Origin of the sequence: Niallia circulans (genome assembly GCF_003726095.1) — a bacterium.
GTDB lineage: Bacteria > Bacillota > Bacilli > Bacillales > Cytobacillaceae > Niallia > Niallia circulans_A.
This window is the reverse complement of sequence record NZ_CP026031.1, coordinates 3,284,599-3,306,899: the sequence shown is the minus strand read 5'-3', so window position 1 is coordinate 3,306,899 and position 22,301 is coordinate 3,284,599. Positions and strand designations below refer to the sequence as shown.

The 22,301-nt window shown below is 38.0% G+C and carries 21 protein-coding genes; 14 read left to right on the top strand and 7 right to left on the bottom strand.

What is annotated here, in order from left to right; genetic code table 11:
* Positions 1-43 precede the first annotated feature (43 nt).
* The 6 genes from C2I06_RS15860 to C2I06_RS15835 all read left to right on the top strand — a co-directional run bounded on the left by C2I06_RS15860 (position 44) and on the right by C2I06_RS15835 (position 5,637).
* Positions 44-817 carry an IclR family transcriptional regulator gene (locus C2I06_RS15860; protein WP_095332743.1) on the top strand — a complete coding sequence of 258 codons (774 nt, stop codon included), beginning with the start codon at positions 44-46 and terminating at the stop codon, positions 815-817.
* Between the two features lie 45 nt (positions 818-862).
* Positions 863-2,101: a M20 family metallo-hydrolase gene (locus tag C2I06_RS15855; protein WP_123258404.1), complete on the top strand. Its 1,239-nt coding sequence runs from the start codon at positions 863-865 to the stop codon at positions 2,099-2,101.
* 22 nt (positions 2,102-2,123) lie between these two features.
* Entirely contained in the window at positions 2,124-2,909 is a 786-nt protein-coding gene (locus C2I06_RS15850; protein ID WP_095332747.1) for a dihydroorotate dehydrogenase electron transfer subunit, read from the top strand.
* A complete protein-coding gene (locus C2I06_RS15845; RefSeq protein WP_123258403.1) occupies positions 2,906-3,817 on the top strand; it encodes a dihydroorotate dehydrogenase in 912 nt (303 codons plus the stop codon). Before C2I06_RS15850 ends, C2I06_RS15845 begins: the two co-directional genes overlap by 4 nt.
* A gap of 16 nt (positions 3,818-3,833) precedes the next feature.
* On the top strand, positions 3,834-5,387 hold the full coding sequence (locus C2I06_RS15840; RefSeq protein WP_249928234.1) for a dihydroorotase: 1,554 nt from the start codon (positions 3,834-3,836) through the stop codon (positions 5,385-5,387).
* 64 nt (positions 5,388-5,451) lie between these two features.
* Complete coding sequence (locus C2I06_RS15835) at positions 5,452-5,637, top strand: hypothetical protein (protein WP_095332753.1); 186 nt, start codon at positions 5,452-5,454, stop codon at positions 5,635-5,637.
* A 103-nt stretch (positions 5,638-5,740) separates the two neighbouring features.
* Here the strand turns inward: C2I06_RS15835 and C2I06_RS15830 are convergent, their stop codons facing one another.
* Positions 5,741-6,649: a helix-turn-helix transcriptional regulator gene (locus C2I06_RS15830; RefSeq protein WP_095332755.1), complete on the bottom strand. Its 909-nt coding sequence runs from the start codon at positions 6,647-6,649 to the stop codon at positions 5,741-5,743.
* A gap of 77 nt (positions 6,650-6,726) precedes the next feature.
* On the opposite strand from C2I06_RS15830, the gene C2I06_RS15825 reads away from it, so the two are divergent.
* The gene (locus tag C2I06_RS15825; protein WP_123259169.1) at positions 6,727-7,179 is read left to right on the top strand and encodes a VOC family protein; all 453 of its coding nucleotides are present in this window, start codon (positions 6,727-6,729) and stop codon (positions 7,177-7,179) included.
* A 175-nt stretch (positions 7,180-7,354) separates the two neighbouring features.
* On the opposite strand, the gene C2I06_RS15820 is transcribed toward C2I06_RS15825, so the two are convergent.
* From C2I06_RS15820 to C2I06_RS15810, 3 genes are all read right to left on the bottom strand, one after another.
* On the bottom strand, positions 7,355-7,954 hold the full coding sequence (locus tag C2I06_RS15820; protein ID WP_123258402.1) for a class D sortase: 600 nt from the start codon (positions 7,952-7,954) through the stop codon (positions 7,355-7,357).
* A 21-nt stretch (positions 7,955-7,975) separates the two neighbouring features.
* A complete protein-coding gene (locus C2I06_RS15815) occupies positions 7,976-9,637 on the bottom strand; it encodes a glycoside hydrolase family protein (protein ID WP_123258401.1) in 1,662 nt (553 codons plus the stop codon).
* Positions 9,638-9,733: 96 nt separating this feature from the next.
* Positions 9,734-12,565 carry an adhesive domain-containing protein gene (locus C2I06_RS15810; protein WP_123258400.1) on the bottom strand — a complete coding sequence of 944 codons (2,832 nt, stop codon included), beginning with the start codon at positions 12,563-12,565 and terminating at the stop codon, positions 9,734-9,736.
* Positions 12,566-12,933: 368 nt separating this feature from the next.
* Between C2I06_RS15810 and C2I06_RS15805 the strand changes: the two genes are divergently transcribed.
* The 4 genes from C2I06_RS15805 to C2I06_RS25105 all read left to right on the top strand — a co-directional run bounded on the left by C2I06_RS15805 (position 12,934) and on the right by C2I06_RS25105 (position 16,388).
* A complete protein-coding gene (locus C2I06_RS15805; RefSeq protein WP_123258399.1) occupies positions 12,934-15,120 on the top strand; it encodes a UDP-N-acetylmuramoyl-tripeptide--D-alanyl-D-alanine ligase in 2,187 nt (728 codons plus the stop codon).
* A 5-nt stretch (positions 15,121-15,125) separates the two neighbouring features.
* Positions 15,126-15,341, top strand: a complete 216-nt coding sequence (locus tag C2I06_RS15800) for a hypothetical protein (protein ID WP_123258398.1) — start codon at positions 15,126-15,128, stop codon at positions 15,339-15,341.
* 461 nt (positions 15,342-15,802) lie between these two features.
* Positions 15,803-15,976 carry an aspartyl-phosphate phosphatase Spo0E family protein gene (locus tag C2I06_RS15795; protein ID WP_123258397.1) on the top strand — a complete coding sequence of 58 codons (174 nt, stop codon included), beginning with the start codon at positions 15,803-15,805 and terminating at the stop codon, positions 15,974-15,976.
* Between the two features lie 274 nt (positions 15,977-16,250).
* Entirely contained in the window at positions 16,251-16,388 is a 138-nt protein-coding gene (locus C2I06_RS25105) for a hypothetical protein (RefSeq protein WP_164463722.1), read from the top strand.
* Positions 16,389-16,460: 72 nt separating this feature from the next.
* Here the strand turns inward: C2I06_RS25105 and C2I06_RS15790 are convergent, their stop codons facing one another.
* From C2I06_RS15790 to C2I06_RS15775, 3 genes are all read right to left on the bottom strand, one after another.
* Complete coding sequence (locus tag C2I06_RS15790; protein ID WP_123258396.1) at positions 16,461-16,691, bottom strand: substrate-binding domain-containing protein; 231 nt, start codon at positions 16,689-16,691, stop codon at positions 16,461-16,463.
* Positions 16,692-17,058: 367 nt separating this feature from the next.
* The gene (locus C2I06_RS15780; RefSeq protein ID WP_123258394.1) at positions 17,059-17,787 is read right to left on the bottom strand and encodes an SIS domain-containing protein; all 729 of its coding nucleotides are present in this window, start codon (positions 17,785-17,787) and stop codon (positions 17,059-17,061) included.
* Between the two features lie 60 nt (positions 17,788-17,847).
* Positions 17,848-19,239 carry a nucleotidyltransferase family protein gene (locus C2I06_RS15775; protein ID WP_123258393.1) on the bottom strand — a complete coding sequence of 464 codons (1,392 nt, stop codon included), beginning with the start codon at positions 19,237-19,239 and terminating at the stop codon, positions 17,848-17,850.
* 231 nt (positions 19,240-19,470) lie between these two features.
* Here C2I06_RS15775 and C2I06_RS15770 point away from each other — a divergent pair, with 231 nt between their 5' ends.
* From C2I06_RS15770 to chbG, 3 genes are all read left to right on the top strand, one after another.
* A complete protein-coding gene (locus tag C2I06_RS15770) occupies positions 19,471-20,184 on the top strand; it encodes a GntR family transcriptional regulator (RefSeq protein ID WP_123258392.1) in 714 nt (237 codons plus the stop codon).
* 343 nt (positions 20,185-20,527) lie between these two features.
* Positions 20,528-21,517: an ROK family protein gene (locus tag C2I06_RS15765; RefSeq protein ID WP_164463721.1), complete on the top strand. Its 990-nt coding sequence runs from the start codon at positions 20,528-20,530 to the stop codon at positions 21,515-21,517.
* On the top strand, positions 21,505-22,230 hold the full coding sequence (gene chbG, locus C2I06_RS15760) for a chitin disaccharide deacetylase (RefSeq protein WP_123258390.1): 726 nt from the start codon (positions 21,505-21,507) through the stop codon (positions 22,228-22,230). Before C2I06_RS15765 ends, chbG begins: the two co-directional genes overlap by 13 nt.
* The last annotated feature ends 71 nt before the right edge of the window (positions 22,231-22,301 follow it).

The window sequence follows — 22,301 nt, the reverse complement described above, 5'->3', positions numbered from 1 at the left end:
TTGTTCCGCTCAGAGAAACTTATTTTAAAAGGGGAGACATGGCTTGGAATGGTTAAATCGTTTTACAGATGTAATGGACTGCCTCTCCTCTAATGCCAATATAGGGATGGGTGTCAGTGAACTTGCGAGAGAGACGGATTTAAGTAAGGGTACGATTCATCGAATGCTTACAAGTATGTGTGAACATCAGCTTGTTGTCCAAGATAAAACGACTAAACAATATTATCTAGGACCGAAAACGATGCTGTGGGGCAGTCAGTTTTTAAGGTTGCAGGATCCGATTAAACTACTGGGCAGATATGGGGAAAAATTATCTATTGAGACTAATCTCTATACCTTCATTTGTCGTTATCATGGAGGCGATGTCTATTGTGTCTACACTCATCAGCCATCAGATCTGCGCAATAAATATTTTGTTCATGTGGGACAGCGGATGCCAATTCATAGTGCCGCGGCAGCAAAAGTAATTTTGGCGTATCAAGAGGAAGCGATAGTTGAGAGAATGGTGCATGAGACACCCTTTGAAGCTACCACCCCCTATACGAAAACAAATCCTCTCGACATCAAAAAAGAATTAAAAGAAATCTATCATTCCCAACTAGCATTTTGCATTGAAGAATTGGAAATGGGGGTATCTGCTATTTCCGCGCCAATATTTTATGATGATAAAAAAACGAATGTCAGCATCAGCATTGTTGGCGAAAGTGACTATATCGCGATGCAGCAAGCAACATTAGTGAAACAAATAAACGAAGTGGCCAAAGAGGCAAGTGAACATATGAAATCTATGCATCTATTAAGTTCTATTCGCTTATAAAGAGAAGGGCGGAGCTCCGTGGCCCATAATCAAGGAGATAGAAAGATGGATCGAAAAAGAAAATATGAAGAACTGTTGAATAATATGAATCAATATAATTCGGGAACGAAAGGAATCACCAGAGTGGCCTTTACAAATGAGGAGCAGGCATGCAGTCATGCTTTTATGCGTTTGTGCAAAAATGAGGGTCTAGAAATTAGAATGGATTATTGCGGCAATATTATTGCGAGAAGAGAAGGAAAGCACAAAGATCTTCCGCCAGTTGTCATAGGATCCCATCTAGATACCGTTTACCAAGGCGGTAAATACGATGGCGTAGTAGGAGTTACAGCAGGTTTAGAAGTGATAAAACGCCTCAATGAACAAAATCTGGAAACGGAACATCCGATTGAAATTATTTCTTTCGCCTGTGAAGAATCGTCTCGATTCGGAGTATCAACGGTTGGCAGCAAGGCGATGGCAGGAACACTGCAAAAGGAGAAGTATCAACATCTGAAGGATAAGGATGGAATTACCTTTGAAAAAGCTCTTTCCCTTTGTGCCTTGCGATTTGATCAATTGGATTTGGCAAGCAGAGCGACAGAACGTTTTCAAGCATTCTTTGAATTACATATTGAGCAAGGTCCGATTCTGATGAATACCAATAAGAAAATTGGGATTGTAACAGGGATTGCCGCACCCGTCCGCTTCATTATTGAAGTAAAAGGCGCTGCTTCTCATTCTGGGACAACACCGATGAATATGCGCAAGGATGCATTGCTTGGGGCAAGTGAACTAGCGCTCGCTTTAGAAGAAGCAGCGAAAGAAGAACAGCATAACGGGACCGTCGCCACAATCGGGGTGCTTTCCATTCCAATGGGGGCGATGAATGTGGTGCCAGGTACAGTCGAAATGAAAGTCGATATTCGCTCCACTTCGACTGCCTCTAGAAATAAAGTACTCACCGCTCTTTTAAAAAAAATGGAGGATGTTCAGGAAAGACGAGGTTTAACGATAACTTCACAGGAGATTAGCAAGGAAGAGCCTGTTCAGTTATCAAAAGAGCTTACTCTTCAAATAGAAAAAATTTGTCTGGAAAAAAAGCTTCCTTATCAATGGATGCAAAGTGGCGCTGGGCATGATGCCATGAATATGACTTCCTTCGGTCCGGTTGGGTTAATCTTTATTCCGTCCTTAAACGGAATTAGTCATCATCCAGATGAACATACCGATTTAGACGATATTTTAATCGGTATTGATGTGTTAGAGGCAGCTGTATTACAGCAGGCAATAGCAGTGTATTAATTAAAGAAAGGAGAGAAAAAGGATGGCAGTGAAAGCAGAAATAATATTTAACAAGCAAGTAAGCAAGCGATATTTTCATTTAAAAGTAAAAGTTCCCAATCAGCAGCTATTCCCAGTTCAAGCGGGTCAATTTTTTCATATCAAATGCTGTGAAGGACCTAAGCCCTTGTTACGCAGACCACTTAGTATTTTTCGCATCAATGAAGCAGAAAGCACATTGGAGTTTCTTTATTTAGTAAAAGGGGTTGGGACGAAGGCTTTAGCGGAGCGAAAGTCGGAAGAGACGCTGGATATACTTGGTCCATTAGGGAAGGGATTCAGTATAGCGGAAGGAAGTGAAAATATTCTTATTGTTGCTAGAGGTGTAGGAATTGCCACCCTTTCCGCTCTTGCTTTCAAGCTGAAAAGTAAGAATATTTCGTGTTTTGCGATTGTCAGTGCTAGAACAAAAGAAGATTATTTAGTGGAAGCGGAGTTAAAGGCAGCTGGTGTGGAGGCTGTGTTTGTAAATGATGAAGCTGGAACGAGTGATCCTAGTTGTGTAAAACTTTTAGCAGAAACATGGATAAGTGAAAAAAAGATAGATAGTATCTATACATGTGGATCAAGAAGACTATCTAAATTAATGAAGGAATTAGCATATGAACATCGGCTTTTTGCGGAAATCGCCTTGGAAGAAAATATGGGATGCGGGATTGGTTCTTGCTATGGATGTGTCTGTCAGATTGAAGAAGAGGAACGCATCCGACCGGTCCGGATTTGTATGGAAGGACCAGTCTTTCCATTAGAAAAGGTGGTATTTGCATGAGTGGCTTGGAAGTAACATTAGGCAATCTTCATTTGAAAAATCCGGTTATGCCAGCGTCTGGAACATTTGCGGAACAAATGACTAATTATATTGATATTAATCAGATTGGGGCCATTATTCCCAAAAGCATTACCAAAAATCGGCGAACAGGCAACTCTACCCCTCGTATTTGTGAAACAAAGGCTGGTGGCATGATTAATTCGATTGGGATTCAAAGTGAGGGATTAACGTATTTTAAAGAAAAGACAATCCCCTTTTATGCAGCTTTTTCGACTCCTCTTATCCCTAGTGTGTCAGCAGACAGCATCGAGGAATTTGTGGAGGTTAGCGCAGAGCTCGGTGCTATGGACGAGGTGGATGCCATTGAATTAAATATTTCCTGTCCCAATTTGAAAAATAATGGGATGGCGTTTGGCATGGATCCATCCATCTCGCATGAATTAGTAAGCAAGGTACGAAAGACGACAAATAAGCCGCTCATTCCGAAGTTATCTCCTAATGTAACAAGTATTGTGGAGATTGCCAAAGCTTGTGAAGCAGCCGGCGCTGATATTTTAACAGTTTCCAACACATTTTTGGCTATGTCTATTGATGTTCATACTAGAAAACCGAAGATCAGCAATGTAATGGGCGGCTATTCCGGCCCAGCTATTTTGCCCCTCGTTGTCCGAATGGTTTACCAAGTGTATCAGGCAACTTCCCTTCCGATTATAGGATGCGGAGGCGTCATGAATGGAGAGGATGCCATCGAATTAATGCTCGCCGGTGCGTCCGCTGTACAAATTGGCACAGCTTCCTTCGTCGATCCAGAAGCAATGATAACGATCCGCAACGAAATGGAAGCCTATATGCAGGCACATGGAATAAAGGATATACAAGAGATTATTGGTGGAGTGGTGGTTCGGTAGTCGGATGTAGGGGTGTTTGGCTGATAAGCAAGGCGTTTTGGCTGATAACCCCCAAAGTTTGGCTGATATCTTCGCCGCATTGGTTGATCAATCGATTTTTTCATATAAAAAAGGAGTGGAGAGTATGTTGTGGGATCATGTTATTAAAAACGGCTATTTATATACCGGAAATGGATTTGAAAAAGGGCATCTCTATATTAAAGATGGAAAGATTGCGGCCATCACTCAGGATGAATTAGCGGGAGAAGTGCTAGAGGTAACAGATGGAGAAGGGTTATATGTGTGTCCGGGCTTTATGGATACCCATATACATTCAAGGGATCCAGGTCCAACGTATAAAGAAGATTTTTATTATAGCACCCAAGCTGCAGCGGCAGGTGGGATTACGACTGTGTTTGAAATGCCGAACACTAATCCTCCTATTAATAATGTCGAAAATTTTGAGAAACAAAAGAAAAATCTCACGGCTAAAGCACATGTGGATTTCGCTATATGGGGAATTTGCTTAGGGGATGCTAACCGAGAGGATATCGTTCCACTGCATCAGGCTGGGGTGATTGGCTTTAAGTTTTTCTGGGGCTATGCCATTAATAAAGAGACTTATCAGTTGATGTATAACTATAAGGATGGAGACAAAGGTGTCATTCCGCCGCTTTCAGATGGAGAGGTTTATAGTATTTTCCGAGAAGTTCAAAAAACGGGACAAATTCTTGCTATTCATGCGGAAAATAATCAAATAATCCAACGGTTGACAGAGGAAGTAGAAGCTTCTGGGAAAAGAGATTATGAGGCACTTCTGCAAGGACGCCCGAATTTAGCCGAGGAAATGACCATTCAATCTGGGATTGCATTGGCGAAAAATCTTGGCACTCGACTGCATATTCTTCATGTCAGTACAGGAGAAGGGGTAAAGCTAATAAGACAAGCGCAAACAGATGGCTATACAAATATTACATCAGAAACATGTCCGCATTATCTCTTTTTATCCAATGAGGATTATGAAAGAGTTGGTCCGCAGATGAAGGTATATCCGCCTATTAAATATAAAAAGGATCAGGAAGAGCTGTGGAGAGGGATTCAAGATGGTACCGTAACGGTTGTCTGCTCTGACCATGCTCCTCATACCGAAGAAGAAAAGGATGGCAGCTTATGGGATATCCCTGCTGGAATGTGTGGGGTTGAAACATTGGCGCCACTACTATTAAACGCAGTAAGTGAAGAGAAGATTTCTTTAGTCGATGCCTGCAAACTTCTTTCTGAAAATCCAGCAAAGCAATATGGAATCTACCCGCAAAAAGGGTCGTTACAAGTAGGAACCGATGCAGATATTACCATAGTAGATATGAAGAAAAAACATACCATTAAAAGAGAAGAGCTCCACAGCAAAAGCAAGGTAACAGCATACAACCAAACACCTATTACAGGAATGCCAGTCGCCACCATTGTCCGCGGAACAAAAGTAATGGAAAATGGGCAAATCATCAGCCAACCAATCGGAAGAATTGTGGTGCCAGGAGAGAATGAGAGGGACGGTTCTCCTTTCGAGCTTAAGAGCATAGGCGATTTGTGATTACTACTATTGAAGTTTTGTAGATAAAAAGACAGTATTGAAAAACAGGAGGAGAGCGGGATAAATGAATAAAAAAGAAAAGCTAGATTCTTTTATAAAACTATACGACCTAATCAACTTTTACTACGAAAACCGCGACCGCCCAGCAGATAGAGAATTCGACTTCTTTGAAGAAGTAAAAGTCAATTGTGAAACACTAGAGATTGATTACGATTCATTTATCAAGGAACTTCGATTGCAACGGTTGTGAGGGGAATCAGAGGGAAGGCTCTAGATTCCCTTTTTCTAAGGAAAGATATTACAAGACTTATAGTAATAGAAGTACCAATCCAGTTTTTCCTTAATAATCAACATTACTTATAAAGCTTCACTGTATCCTCCAAAAAATGTAAGTATTCAGCAATAAAAGCTTTAGGCTTTATAATTTTCACCTTATTACCGAATCCCGCTAAAAACTGGTAGGCAAATGGATTCATAGGCAATTCAATAGTGGCAAGATAACTTTCTGAATTCCCCTTGTTAACAGCGTTCTTGCCATATCTCTCGATAAATTGATCTCTGACTGCAACGTCTATCAATAGCTGTACATTAACTAAATCTTGTTTTTCATTATGTTGCTTTTCTGCTTCCAATACCTTATCGGTTCTGGGTATAAAAAAACCGCCTTTGTTGATATTAGTCATCCTCGTCAATTTAAAGGTTCGATAATCTTTCCGTTCTAAACTATAACCAAAAAGGTACCAATGCATTTCTCGCAAATGCATCTTATAAGGTTCTACAACTCTGGAAGTGATATTTCCTATTGAGTCTACATACTCAAATTTTACTAACCAGTTATTTTCCATTGCTTGTTTTATTAATAAAACATCTTCATCTATTTGACTTCTTCCTTTCCAATCATAAAAAGTTACATCTAGTTTTGGGGATATATTTGCACTGGTCATTCCTTTGATTTTTAGAATAGTCGTTTGAATTTCTTGATTTGTAATCAGTTGCTCAAAACCACCTAAAGCTACGAGTATATTTTCAATATCATTCTGATTTAGTAATCGTTTATCGAATTTATACTCATCCATTAGTGCATATCCACCTTCAGCACCATATTTCGCATAAATAGGGATGTTTGCATAGCTTAATGCTTCCATATCACGTTGAATCGTTCGTTTCGTTACATGAAAAAGTCGACTAAATTCTGATGCGGAAACAACTTCTTTTTGTAATAAGATCATTACTATTGATATAAGTCGCTCAATTTTTTTCATTTTCTCCCCCTATATACGACATATAGATGTCACTTATGTCCTATTATACTTTAAATATAAAAAGGAGGAATTAAATGATGAAAGCAATAAGTTATCTTCAATTTGGTGGAAAAGCAGAAGAAGCGCTGGACTTCTATGAAAAGGCATTACATGCAACAAATGTAAAAAAGGTGAGATTTGCCGCTTTTGTTCAAGATTCTAATGCTCCATTAACGAAAGAAGAGCAAAACATGATTATGGAATCTCGTATTGAGTTTTCAGGGAATATTCTAATGATTTCTGACGTTCCGCCTTTTATGCAAGCTATGACGGGTGAAATCATAAAAGGGAATACCGTCTTAATCAGTATTATTGATGCAGATCAAGATAGGAATCAGCAAATATTTGAAAAGCTTGCAGAAGGTGGTACTGTGATCATGCCGTTAGCTTCTACCCCGTGGTCAGCAAGTTTCGGAATGGTAGTGGATAAGTACGGGGTAACGTGGAAATTTAACAGTGAGGCGAGTAAATTTCTAGATAGTTTTAAGTAGGCGTCAAGAGACACAAAAATTGTACCAATAGTTCTATGTGAAACTATTTGAAAAAATGCGGGGGAGTATCGATGGTTGAACCTTAACATCTAGCTTGATTATTTCAACGATGACACAGCACAATATTCTACCGCATACGACACAAAGAAAAGGATTGTTTCAGTAAAAACTGAATTCACAATCCTTTTTTTTCTACTGGGTATGCATAAATAATAAATCTTTCAGGTGCATTTCCAATAAAATAAAATGGATAACAAGTCGTTACCACTAGAACTTCCTTTCCCATTTTCCTGATAACACTGGTATCATCCTCAGGAACAATTTCAGTCTCTTTAATCTCATAATGATACTTGCCATAAGGCATCTCCACAATAAATTGATCACCGATTGTTAAATCGCCAAAATCCCTGAAAACGGTGTCGCGATGTCCAGATAGTATAATTTGTTCACCTTGACCCGGAAGTACAGACTCTGATAGATGGCCAACCCCTTTACTTAAAGAATCAGGATCTGTTCCTTCAACGATTGCAAGCGATCTTTCTAACTTTGGTATTTTCAAAATACCGATGCTCTGCCCATAATCAAATGTAACTTGAGAAAAAGGATCTTTCTTCTTATCAGATCTATCTATTTTTATATTCTTATTATTTTCAATCAGTTCTTTAGCCTCAACAAATGCTATGTTTTGTGCATGTTCATTATGATAATATTGATAACCAAAGAAGATAAGTAAGCAAATTCCGGCAGCAATTAAGCAATTTCCTATGACTTTCATGCAAAGCTCCTCCTTATGGTATCAATTAGCAAGAAATGTGTGAAAGTATTGACAGTATCCTGATAAATAATGTTCAATGTCATCTATACGCATTCGAAATGAATGATGTCTAATAAAAAAACCACCTTTAATTCTGTTGGGATTTTTATAATACATTGCTAATTCAGGATAAAAGTAACCATTTCTTTGATATTCAGCACGTCTATGTATGGTATCTATTAATTTTTTTTCATCAAAAGATGTTAACAAAGAGGCATGATTCGTCTTCTTTAAATATTGGATCATATGATATGTAGCCATAGTCAATTCAAGAAAGGTAGGATATGTAGTTTTTCGATGATAGATAAAATCAAGCTTATCATTTGTATTTTTTAAACCGAACTCAAAATACTTCTTTTCAGGCTTATACTTAATTAATTCGTTTGTACAATAACTTAGCCAATGGTCATGATTCTTCCAATAATTGTTCGCGATGAAATAGTTAAAAGCATGTTCAACACACTCGATCCATTTTGGATTTTTATCTAATTTATATAACCTCATTAACGCAAAAGCTGCCTCTCCATCGTAATAAACAATACGATAAGCTTCTTTCACATTTAACGAAGGGTAATGTAATACGTGGATAAATTTCCCATCTGGTTGTTGTAATTCAACAATTCCTTTTGCCAACTGTTGGGCAGCCAGTAGGTAATGCTGATTCAAACCGAAAATCTCAAGGTATTTTGAAAGTGCAAGAATAGCAGCAGCATTTGCCCCTAATTTTATCTCAAAAGTATCCTCTTTAATTTGGTCAATGATATAGGCCTTTTGTCCATCTTTATACATTGCCTTATCGATTAAATAATCTAGTCCTCGTTCTATTGATTCTTTTAAAATAGGATCTGGAAAAAGCTCATAGGATTCTGTCATCGCATATAATGTACTTGCATGCCTTAGCATATTATAAAATTTAATTTCTTTATCAAAACATGAAAAATATCCATAAACAAACTTACCATATGGTTTACACATATTAATCAGCTGTTTTTGCGCACTTTGAATCATTTGTTTTAACTCATTTGCATCTAATTTTGTATCTCTTCTACCATTATCATACTCATCAGATTTAAGTGTGTAGCAAGAGTACTGATCACAATAAAAACCTTGCGTTGAAAATGTAGTGACAGCTGTTACCTTATTAAAATCAAGTTTGTTTAATCCCATTCGATGGCGAGATATATAATGCTGGATGTTTACTTCATCCAAATATCCTCTGTTTGTTTTTCCGTCAAGTTTTATCATCGAGTTACTGTTAAGTTCTTGTTCTAAAAATGCATAAGTAAAAGATGAATCAAAACTTATTCCTTTTCTAAAATAATTCTTTTTTGTATGAGTTATCATTTCAATAAAATCAATAATCGAATATGTTTTTCTATCATTAACCCAATCAACCTTGATATTGCAAAAATCCTTAGCCTCACCAAAGTATTTAATAGCCTGTTTAACTAATGTCTTCCAAGCCCATTCAAAATTTTGATGTGTAACATTAATTACATCTGCTCGCTTATTTTTAAATCCTACTGAAAGAAATAAGATACATTCCTTTTCTGTATTTAACTCAGCATATATTTCTGTTTCTTTTATATAATGATAAATTTTTTCTAAAGCTTCTTGAAAAGAACTTGTTAATGTTGTAAACAATGATCCTGCACCACCAATATCAACTTTGATTGTATTGTAATGAAGCAAGTGTATATATATGCATACATACACTTGCTTTTTTTCTATATTTTTGATCTATTGACGTTTTCTTCTACCAAAGATTCTCGATGCTATACCACTTAAAAGAGCGCCTATTCCAGCCAGACCATATGACCACATAGCAGTAGCTGTATTAGGTAGTTTTTGTGCTCCATTATTAGTATTTAAAATATATTCTTTGTTGTTATTCGTATCAGAGTTTGCATCGGCGTCAGAGTCAGCGTCGGCATCAGAGTCAGCGTCAGCATCCGCGTCGGCATCGGCATCGGCATCAGCATCGGCGTCGGCATCGGCATCCGCGTCGGCATCAGCATCGGCGTCGGCATCAGAGTCCGCATCGGCATCAGCGTCGGCATCAGCGTCGGCGTCCGCATCGGCATCAGCATCGGCGTCCGCATCGGCATCGGCATCGGCATCAGCATCGGCATCAGAGTCAGCGTCGGCATCGGCATCCGCGTCGGCATCGGCATCGGCGTCGGCATCAGCATCGGCGTCGGCATCGGCATCGGCATCGGCGTCGGCATCAGCATCGGCATCGGCATCAGCGTCGGCATCGGCGTCGGCATCAGAGTCAGCGTCAGCATCAGAGTCCGCATCGGCATCAGCGTCGGCATCGGCGTCGGCATCGGCATCAGCGTCGGCATCGGCGTCGGCATCGGCATCGGCGTCGGCATCGGCATCGGCATCGGCATCAGCATCAGCGTCGGCATCAGAGTCCGCGTCCGCATCAGCATCAGCGTCGGCATCGGCGTCGGCATCAGCGTCGGCATCGGCATCGGCATCAGCATCAGCGTCGGCATCGGCATCAGCATCCGCATCGGCGTCCGCATCGGCATCAGAGTCAGCGTCGGCATCGGCATCGGCATCAGCGTCCGCATCGGCATCGGCGTCGGCATCAGCGTCCGCATCAGCATCGGCATCAGCATCAGCGTCGGCATCAGCGTCGGCATCAGCATCGGCATCAGCGTCGGCATCAGCATCGGCATCGGCATCCGCATCGGCATCAGCGTCGGCATCAGCGTCGGCATCAGCGTCGGCATCAGCGTCGGCATCAGCGTCGGCGTCCGCGTCGGCATCAGCGTCCGCGTCCGCATCGGCATCAGCGTCGGCATCGGCGTCCGCATCAGCGTCCGCATCCGCATCGGCATCAGCGTCGGCATCAGCGTCCGCATCAGCATCGGCATCGGCATCAGCATCGGCATCGGCATCAGCGTCCGCATCCGCATCGGCATCGGCATCAGCATCGGCATCGGCATCAGCATCGGCATCGGCATCAGCATCGGCATCAGCGTCGGCATCGGCATCAGCATCGGCGTCGGCATCGGCATCAGCGTCGGCATCGGCGTCCGCATCAGCGTCCGCATCGGCATCGGCATCAGCGTCGGCATCAGCGTCCGCATCAGCATCGGCATCGGCATCAGCATCGGCATCGGCATCAGCGTCCGCATCAGCATCGGCATCGGCATCGGCATCAGCATCGGCATCGGCATCAGCATCGGCATCAGCATCAGCATCGGCATCGGCATCAGCATCGGCGTCGGCATCGGCATCGGCATCAGCGTCGGCGTCCGCGTCCGCATCAGCGTCCGCGTCCGCATCAGCGTCCGCGTCCGCATCAGCGTCCGCGTCCGCATCAGCGTCCGCATCCGCATCCGCATCCGCATCAGCGTCGGCATCGGCATCGGCGTCGGCATCGGCATCAGCGTCGGCATCGGCGTCCGCATCAGCGTCGGCATCGGCGTCGGCATCAGCATCAGCATCAGCGTCCGCATCGGCGTCGGCATCAGCATCAGCGTCCGCATCGGCATCAGCGTCGCCTTCTTCGTTAAATACAACAGTATCTGAATCTTCTAAGTTGCTTAATAATTGAGCATCGATAGTTGTGGTGCTTACACCAGCGCCCTGAATCGTAACAGAGCCTTCTACTCCTGCTGGCTTAGGAACAGTAGCATTTAATGAAACGGTTGTTTCTCCAATAACTTGAACACCTGCAAGATCATTAGCTATGTCAATCGAACCATTGAGTAGTTGATTGGATAGATCTTGAATAGGAGTAGTTAATGCTTGTACAGGAGTTAAAATAGGATCAATTAAAGAACCTGCAATACCAGATATTTCTAGTGCATTAATGGAATCAGTTAAATCATTTAATAGTTTAAGAACAACATCTTTAACAGCGGTTTCAAGATGGTTTCCTAATCCATCACTGAAATTAACAACTAGGCTACCGTCTGGATTCACCGTTACATCCACTTGATCTTCGTAAGCTAATAAATCTTCTAGAGCATCATTTATATTGTTTAGTGCCTCGATTGATGATTCTAACTCGTCTAATCCTTCAACGCTTACTAGTCGTCCAGTAATTGGATTGTTTACTAAATCACCAACTGATGAAACTAAAGTTGAAAATACATTATTTACACTGCCCATTAATAAATCTATTCCATTAGAAAGGGCAGGTAAGTTATCCATTGTAATTGGTAGAATCTCTACTCTTACATTTGCTGGTTCAGTTACTTCTAATTTTCCAGCAAGATCTGGCGCATAAAACACAGCTACTCGATCAGGATTAAACAACTCTGCATCTACTAATCCAACCCCAGATAAACCAAGAGCTAAGTTGTAATTATCTGTGTTTTCTGTTAATTCAGCTGTAACATCTACATCTGTTAATAACTGAACTTCTCCTAGACTTGCTGCGGATACAGTGTACTGTGGTTTGATTAATAGGTTTCCAATTGGGATTGATGGAAGACTACTAACTACTAATGTTGAAGCCACAACAGTTGAAACAAGAATTTTCTTCGTTTGTACTCGTTTACGTTTTTGGTGATTCCTTAAACTTTTCTTGTAATCAAATTCCTTCATTCTGTACCTCCTAAATTATGTATGATAATTACCTGTGAAACGTGGTTTTCCTTCACCCCCTTTCAGTTCCTTCATCCTAAAATAAGTGATTTTTCTGTAAATTACTAAAATATACCTATTTATCAGGACGAATTTCCGGATTATAGTAAATATACATTCACACAAAAAACCCAAAAAACACAAAAGACCAAAAAAACTAATAAAAAAAATAAGATGCTAAAGATATAAAAACATGAATTTTTCTAAAATTCAACATTTTTCGAAAGAATTAGTCATTTTTACCTATTATAGAATTTTTAACCATTTTATTAATTTAAATGAGTGGTTATTAGCAAAAAATAACCAAAATATTAAAAGGAGTGAAAGATTTGCAAGGTTTTAGTTCAAAAGAATTAGCTACTATACTAGAAGGTTACTATATTAAAGAGGTCGATAATTTTCATATTTTTAATTTTGAAATAGATCCTAAACGTCTTGAATCGGAAAAATGTGATCATACATGTTTTATTTCAGTGTCAAAAAAAAGATGGGAACTGGTTCATAAAAAAGAAACACAGTGGCGTGATGGAAATAGAGAGATTCTCGATCACTATCTAAAATGTGCCATCATTATCACAGAAGAACCGATAAAAGAATTAATTGATGAAAAGCCTCAACTTATCGTAAAGGACAGCTATAAAACTATTGCCAAATTAGCTAAAGCAGCAAGATTAAAAATGAACAATCCCGTTATCGCTATAACAGGGTCTGTTGGAAAAAGCTCAACCCGATTATTATTGGAGCATTTATTAAAGGGAGATGGAACGATTGTAGCTACACGAGGGAACCATAACACGCAAGTAGGAGTTCCATTATATGGATCGAAGCTTTCCAGTAATCCTGATTACGGTATTATCGAGATATCATTAAATGCTTTAAATAATCGCGGGAATCATTCTCTCACTATTCAGCCTGATATCTGTTTAGTTACCTCGATAGGAGAAGCACATCTTTCTACTTTGCATTCGACAGAAAATATTGCAAAATTTAAAGCAAGAATTTTTAAAGGCATGCAGCAAAATGGGATTGCGATTATAAATCATGACATCGGTAAAAAAGAATTTGATATTTTATATCATGCAGCCAAAGAAAAAACAGAAAAGATTTATACATATAGTCTATCTAATAAAAATGCAGACCTCTATTTAAAAAAATATAAGCAGAGGAAATATGATACGTTAGTAACATTTCATTATCAAAATCAAGATTATTGCTTTAGTATGAAATTGCCAAGCAATGGAATGATTGCAAATGCCTTTGGTGCAATTCTATGTCTTGCGAAAATGGGTCATCCATTTACTTCTTATCTAGAAAAGTTACAGTCCTTTAAATCATTAGATAAAATTATGGATCTAAAAACTTATCATACTGCTGATGGTCGGTTGATTGATGTTATCGATGATACACATAATGCAGCAATTCCATCGATGATTAATGCAATCCAAACATTTAAAGAAAAACAATGCTTTTACTCTGGAAATAAAATCTTAGTCTTAGGACAAGTAGCAGATTTAGGAAGTCAAGCTCAGGAGCTTCATGACAAACTTTTAAAGTACATATTGTCATCGGGGGCTGATTATATCTTTGGTCACGGATTATATATGAGGAAGGTCATAAAGTCTTTACCCGCTGAGAAGGTAGGAGGATGGTTTGATAATGCAAAGGATTTAGCCGAAAGAATTCCCTACTATTGCTCCAATGACTCGATCGTTTTATTAAAAGGATCTGTATCTGGAAGTGATTTCAGAATGACAAGCCATTATCTTCCTAATCAATTAAAACGCTCTAAAATGCAGTTATACCAGTATGATCCTCAAATAGTAGCTAATGCTATACAGCCAAGCTGGGGGGTAGAGGTATGGGATGCTAACACGAAAGAAATTAATTTCGTTAGAGGGCGGCAATCTACAAGATCACTGGAAGGATTAGGGCATTTACTGCTATTAGACTCCTTTAACCTTAGTACGGTAAACTTGAACGATGTTATTACGTTAGAAAAGTGGCCAACCAATATTGGATACTCAACAAATAAAAAGCCTTTTCAAAAAGGGACTAAATTTACTATCTTGGAACTCATAAATGAATTTATATTAACCCAACATCCTAGTGTTATCTATCAATTAGGAACATATTTTTATGGTGATGTGCAAAAAGCAATGAGGGTAGTTAATAAAAACGGGAGAGAATTAAATCTAAAGCCATCATCCTGTTATAATTTAACGGGTAGGTATAGAGTAAAAGAACAGCAAACATATAACCTTACCGATCTTAGAAAGCTTGGTTATTCTATATACAAAAAGAGGGATATAATAAATTTTTCTCCAACATTAGGAAGAATAAATGGTAATGAAATTAAAGGACTATGTTTCGGTGAGTTAAAGCTTTCATGTATTGCTTTTTATGAAAATTATATTATATCTGTCAGTGGTGTTAATACATATTCCGAATTAATCAACATCCTATCTAGCTCGTTACAAACTTTTGAGCGTAAATTACAAACTACTAACCAGGAGTGAGTTAAATGGACTCTCCCAACAAGGAAATTCCAAATATAGAGGAAATTAATAAAGAAATAGAAGAAGAACTCCAACAATTGCAACTACAAAACAATGAAACGAAAGAAAGCATAAATGAGCCCAGGTCATTCTTGAAACAAGCTTTTGACTTCCTAATCATATTGGCCTTAATCCTGATTATTATTGCAAATTTTGTTATTTTAATATTCAAATTACTTTGAAAAGTTCGCGACCTTGATGCTTGCTTCCATATAATAAAAATTGCTTAAATTCCTTTATGATATTTTATAAAATAGGGCTTTAATTTAATAGAATACCTGAAATTCCATAATAACAAATGCTAGGCAAATACTTTATTGGGAACCTATTTAGCGGTGGATAGATTAAATATATAAGAAGGAAAATTTGAAGCTGGTTGGTTCTATGTAGAGTGGAGTTATCTTATAGAAGAGGGAATAAAAAATATGGAGAAATGGGAGCACGCCAATTACTAAGGAATGTCTTAGTATATTGTGTGCTCCCCTTTTAAAAGCAGCAGTATATTTTACATGGCTTCTTAGATAAGATTAGTGTTCAGTATTAAAAAAAGATTGATTTATAACAATATGCAGAGACTGACTTAAATGGTTTTATAAAGTAATACAAAGATATTCTAAACCTATAATAATATGGAGGAATAGTGATGTATAAACTAAGAAATCAAATAGAACAAGTTAGAGAGGAAATGGAAAAATTAGCTTTAGTAGAGGGATTTAGTTCTCCAAATACTATTAAAAAGAGTATAGAGTTAGATGAATTAATATATAAATATCAACAAACGAAACAATGTAAGAAGGTTATAGTTGGCAGTTATTAAAAGAAGAGATAAGATAAATAAAAATTTTTGCTTTAGGATTTTTTTAAAATAAATATAGTGTGGAAAGAAGAACACATTAATAGATTTTTAAGCTATCATAATATAATAATTTATTATAGAGAACATCTTATTCTGAAAAATTCAGATGGACCAGGATGGCAAATGAATATTAGCACTAAGCGACTCAAGGCCTAAAAGAGTATTTCCTTAAAATATCAAATTCAAACGCAAACTAATAAGGCTGTAGGAAGACTCCCAACGATAAGGAAGCCTATTGAACTACAAGAATGATTTAATTAGTATCTACCAAATGTTCGGAAGCTGTTTTGTTCTACGTTTCGCTATTGTAACGAAGAAGTCGCGTATGGAGATGTCTGTTGCGCTAAACTATGCAGCGATGATTTATCGCTGAGTGAATTTTGTTTATTAAGGATTAAGTTAAACGGTTAAAAAGCCATGGTATTCCACTGGATGAACCTCCTTCCTACGTCCCCCTTATCACTAGATCCCCTGTATAAACTTTTCTGATCGCAGGAAATTCTTTACCAGCAAGTCGATCTAATAAACAGTTAATTAAATCTTCAATCATCCATTCAGTCTGATTTTGGATGCTAGATAAGGCAGGAGAGGTTGTCAGACAAATTGGGTGGTTGTCAAAACCAATGATGGAGAAATCTTTTGGCACAGAAACTCCATGTTTTTTTGCTGCTGACAATAGTCAGGCTGCTAAGAAATCACTGCCTGCAAGTAAGATATAAGGAATAATTAATATGTGGTGGTAATTAGGTATACCTGTAAGTGGGGAACTACAAACAAGTTCAGAAAAGTTTAGAAGTTGTACTTTTTAATATTGAAGAGGCTTTAAATCTGATTGAGAATAATGACTATAAAGATATATCGGAAGCTGGTTTCGATCTTTTCAGAAAGGATTCAAAAGACTTCAAGCTTTGGGATTTTTGGCTTGCTGTAATGAGAGGTAAAAGTAATAAGAGAGAGTGCTCAAAAGTTAGACTTTTGAGCACTCTCTTCATTTTCTTGGTTTATTTTAATAGCGTAATAAAGAAACACAAATTATGGATTACTTACCATTTTACATAATTTGAAAATATCTCATCATTAAATTGATCAGCCCCATCTACATTTGAACTCTTAAATACTGGAGGGGTAAAACCAGCTTCTATTAAAAGCTGTAGAGATTCAACGATGAGAGCTTGAGCAAGGAAGCATCCAACGGCATCTGAAGTAGCTCCAGAATAAATGTCGGAGTTTGAGATCCGGAAACCAGCATCACCGATAACAGCGCCATTATCGAGTACTACATCAGCAAGTTCATAAAGTTTTTTTCCGCTCTGGTGTCTTGAAGTTACACTTTGAGAATGTTTAATGCTCGTCATAGCAATGACCTTTGCTCCCTTTTTCCTTGCCTCTATAGCCATTTCAACGGGTACAGTATTTCTTCCTGAGTTTGATACAATCATAATTACATCTTTGTCTGATACTTCATGTAAATTTAAGTACGACTTCGCAAGTCCTTCGATTCTTTCAAGATAGGTGCTTTTATTTGGGCGTTCATGCAACATTAACTCTGGAGGTAAAATAGCTGTGACTAAGGCAAGTCCACCTGCACGATTATAAATCTCTTCGGCAATCATATGAGAGTGCCCAGAACCGAATACATAAAATCTTCCACCCGACTTAACAGCTTGTGAGATGAGGTTAGCACCTTCTATAATGGCTTCTTCTTGTGTTTCTTGAACTTCCATTAAAATATTGTTAAAGAATTTACTATAATCCGCAAATAATGATCCCATTGTTCTTCCTCCATTAAAAGTTTTTATTTTTGAATTTATTACTATGATAGCTTTTAAGCTTTACCATCCATAACGATGAGTGTCCCATCCTTTTTCAATTAGAGTTTGTTGGGCATACAATAACGTCTTAGATGGTATATCTTTCTCCACTGTAACACCTGATCCGATAACGCAATTACTGCCTACTTTAGTTCCCGGCATATATAGACTCAAAATACCGGTCCGAGTAAAGTCGCCAAAATAAACAGCATTTCCAAATTTCTCAGGAATTTCTCTTCTACCATTCACCTTTTGAGTTTGAGGCAGATCATCGAAACGAGTAATACCTACTGTGACTCCAGCAGCGATATCTGTTGATTCACCTATGATTCCGAATACTTCACCAAAATGTATAAAACTGACGTTATCAAAGGTAATACCGCTAAATTCTGCACAATGTCCAATACGATTTTTACTCCCAATGACGCTATCAGGACCTATCCTGCAAAAGTTTTCTATGCGACAATGAGAACCTATTACTACGTTTCCTTCTATAGTTACACCATTTTCAATTTTTGTATGATCTCCAATAATCGCATTTCCTTTTATCGTTACATATTTTCCTATTTCCACATGTTCTCCAAGCTTTATACATCCTTGAATATCAGCTGTCGGATGGATATTACAAGTCTCAGGAATATCATTATGTTGAAGTTTATTTGTCATAACCGATAGCGCCAGCTGATTAGCTTGCATTAGGTGCCAAGGCTTATCTATATCAATTACTCCATCTGTGACAGGATAGGATGAAACCGTATATCCTTCTTCTACTAACCATTGTAGACTTTGCTCAAATTCCATCTCGTGTTGTGGCATAACTCCTGTCGGTACATTTTTCATGAAACCTGGGTTATGGTGCAACATTCTCTTCAGCGCTTTTGTACTTAGAGCAAAGACGCCTATGAGTCGCTCTTGTACATAATGAGGACGAGGGTGACCATAAATATTCTGAACGCTGTTTCCGGTCCCTTTGGAAATTCCAAACCAATCAGGTGCAAATTCATTTGTTATAGGTTTAGATAAAATGAGTGTATCTACAGTATTAAGTTCTTTTTTATAGGCATCAACAAAACTAGTTAATCTCTCTAGAGTAATAAAGATATCTCCATACATGATCAACAAATGTTCGTCGTTAACGAGGGACACTACTTTTTCTAAACTATCTGCAGTCCCCTCAGTTACCGAGAGTTCAATAGTTTCAACTCCTTCAAAATCGCAAACAAGAGATTTAATTCTGCGTCCTAGATAACTAGTCACAATAATAATCCGGTCAAAAGACAAGCTCTTAAGATGGTTTACGAGATGAACGATATTTCCTTGGTTAGCTACTGGTAATGCTGCCTTAGGCCAATAATCATTATATGGCCACATTTTTTTTCCTTTACCTGCAGCCAATATAATAGCTGTTTTCACATCAATCACTCCGTATGTTTATTTAGTCAAAATTTAATTAAACCCTAAAAAGTAATGCATTACGTCCTTTAATTTTTTTAAATCTAATGAATCATATCCATCCATAAAGATTTACACCATAATTCGAATTTATACCTCCTTTATAAATTGATATATACCAATTCTCTTTAATTATTATAAAAATATGGTTATAATGTCAATAGAATAATCTTAAAAAAAGGAATGTGAAACATGAACAATAAAAAAACCCCTTTATATAAACAACTGAAAAAGGAAATTATACAAAAAATTGAAAGAGGGGAGTTGAAACCGGGTGATGTGTTACCACCTGAAAGAGAACTTGCAGAATTATTCGAAATGAGTCGCATGACGGTGAGGCAAGCTATTTCAGAATTGGTCAATGAATATATTCTCATAAGACGACACGGCAGCGGGACATATGTAGCTGAATCTAAAATTCCACAAGGCAGGCGTTTAAAGAGCTTCAGTGAAGACATGAGCGCGAGAGGACTGTTGCCCGGATCCAAGGTTCTAGAGAAAACAATAATTGTAGAACCTCCTGCAAACATGATTGCTGATTTAAAATCTGAGGGAAAGATTCTTATGCTGAAGCGTTTAAGATTGGCAGATTTGTATCCTTTAGCAATTGAAACAATAATACTGCCGATTGAAAAGTTTAATAATCTTGAAAGTAGAAACTTCGAGAACGAATCGCTATATCGAATCTTAGAGGATGAATACAGTATAAAGATTACAAAGGCTCAACAAAAAATCGAGGTAAGAATGCCTACTCCTCAGGAGTCAGAATTACTTGAAATAAACTATTCTGTACCCGTCTTTCATTTTAAACAGATAACCTTTGATCAAAATAATGAAATTTTCGAGGTTGCTCATTCAGTATATAGGGGAGACAGATATGAAATAAATACTGAAATTTATAGCTAGACTATGACTACGAATCCAAAATAAGGGATTCGTATTTTTTTTAAAATTAAATTGACAAAAATATCGGGCAAATATAAAATTTATATAAATTGGTTAATACCAATTTAAAATTGGTATTAACATCAAAAGATTTGTGCTCTTGTTATGTTATTGTCGATCTATGGCTCCATTTTTCCGTTTCCGGCCTGGCCATATAATTTGGTATTGATACTAGTTTTGGTCTATATCTTAGTTGGTTTTATTTTAGGATTAGTCCTAAAAAGAAAAACGCAAAACCTTGTACAGGATGTTAGCAAAATTATTAGTTCAGATGGTTCAGAAAAAATGTAGAAAAGGTGATAAAATGAGTGGTTTGTATGGATTAGTGGATATTGGAGGAACTAAAACTCTAATTGGAATAGCCACTAATGAAAAAATTATTGGCACACGTCAGTTGATGTCTAAAACTATAGAATCACCACAAATGCTGATAGATATTCTTATGAAAGAATTCGATTCATTAATAGCTGAAACGGACCATAAATATGGAAGGTTAATCTCGGTCGGTATAAGTGTTCCGGGGCCGTTAAATCGACAAAATGGAGTTATTCATTTCACGGGAAATTTAAAGTGGTCCAATTTTAAGATTGTGGAAGAACTAAGAAAAAGGCTCAATGATATTCCAATAATCATAGATGATGATGCTAACGCTGCTGGTATTGCAGAAGCGATTTATGGAGCAGGAAGAGGCTATAAGAATCAAATATATTTGACAGTCAGTACAGGTATTGGAGGTGCAATCATTATAGATGAAAAACTATATTATGGAAAACAAGATCTTGCGGGCGAAATCGGTCATATGACGGTATCACCAGACGGACCACCATGCTCCTGTGGGAATTTTGGTTGTCTAGAAGCTTTGGCTTCTGGAACATCTATTGCAAAAAAAGGGAAGCAATTATTGATTCAAGAGCAATCTCAAGTACTATTAGAACTTGCTGGTAAGAATTCGGTTACTGCTGAAATGGTTTTTGAGGCCGTTAGGTTGGGAGATCAAGCCTGTTTTTCTATCATCCAACAAACTTGCCGATATTTAGGGATTGGTTTGGCAAATATAATACAGATTTTCAACCCTGACGCGATAATTTTAGGAGGCGGAATTATGAATAATCAGTCAAAACTATTAATTCCATTAATAGAAAGTGAAATGAATCAACGCTTGTTCAAAATTCACAGGGGTCATATGGATCTTAAATTGGCTGCACTTAGCGGACAGAGCGGTTTATGGGGAGCATGGCATATAGCCAAAAATTTCCCTTCTAGTGCGGAGAGAAACTCATCATGCCATATTTAATAGTAAATGCTGATGACTTTGGTCTTTCAAAAGGAGTAAATTACGGAATTATTGATGCACATGTAAGTGGAATTGTTACATCAACAACGCTTATGGTGAACATGCCGGCAGCGAAACATGCCTCGAGCCTAGCAAAAAAATATCCTTCTTTGGGTGTTGGAGTTCACCTCAACCTAACGGCAGGTAAACCTATTCATCAAAATGTTCCATCACTAGTCAATCAAAAGGGATATTTCCATAGCAAGAAAGAAGTTTTAAACAAGGCAAAGGTAATTGAGATAGAAAAAGAACTTAGGGCGCAAATTAACGATTTTTACACTCTTGGATTGAATCCTACTCACATAGATACTCATCATAATTTACACGGCACAGAGCCAGTTTCTTCGATTGTAAAAGTTTTGGCTGAAGAGTACCGGCTGCCAATACGTCAATTAAATAAGGAAGATCCAGCGATAAACACTCTAGAGTTTTGTTCTAAATTCCATGATGATAATGCTTCTTATGAAACTTTATTGGATATTTTTGAGCGTGCAAGTGTGACCCCTTTAGAAATGATGTGTCATCCTGGTTTTGTTGATCAACAACTTTTAAATCACAGTTCTTATAACATACAAAGAATAAAGGAATTAGATATATTAACTGATCCCTTAACAATAACTGCCATTCAAAAAGCTAGGATCCAGTTAAAATCTTACAGGGAGCTCAGATGGTAATAATACTGTCTATATGCAGGACTTTTCAATTTTTACAATTATATGTTTTAAACCGAGTGGGGAGGATATGA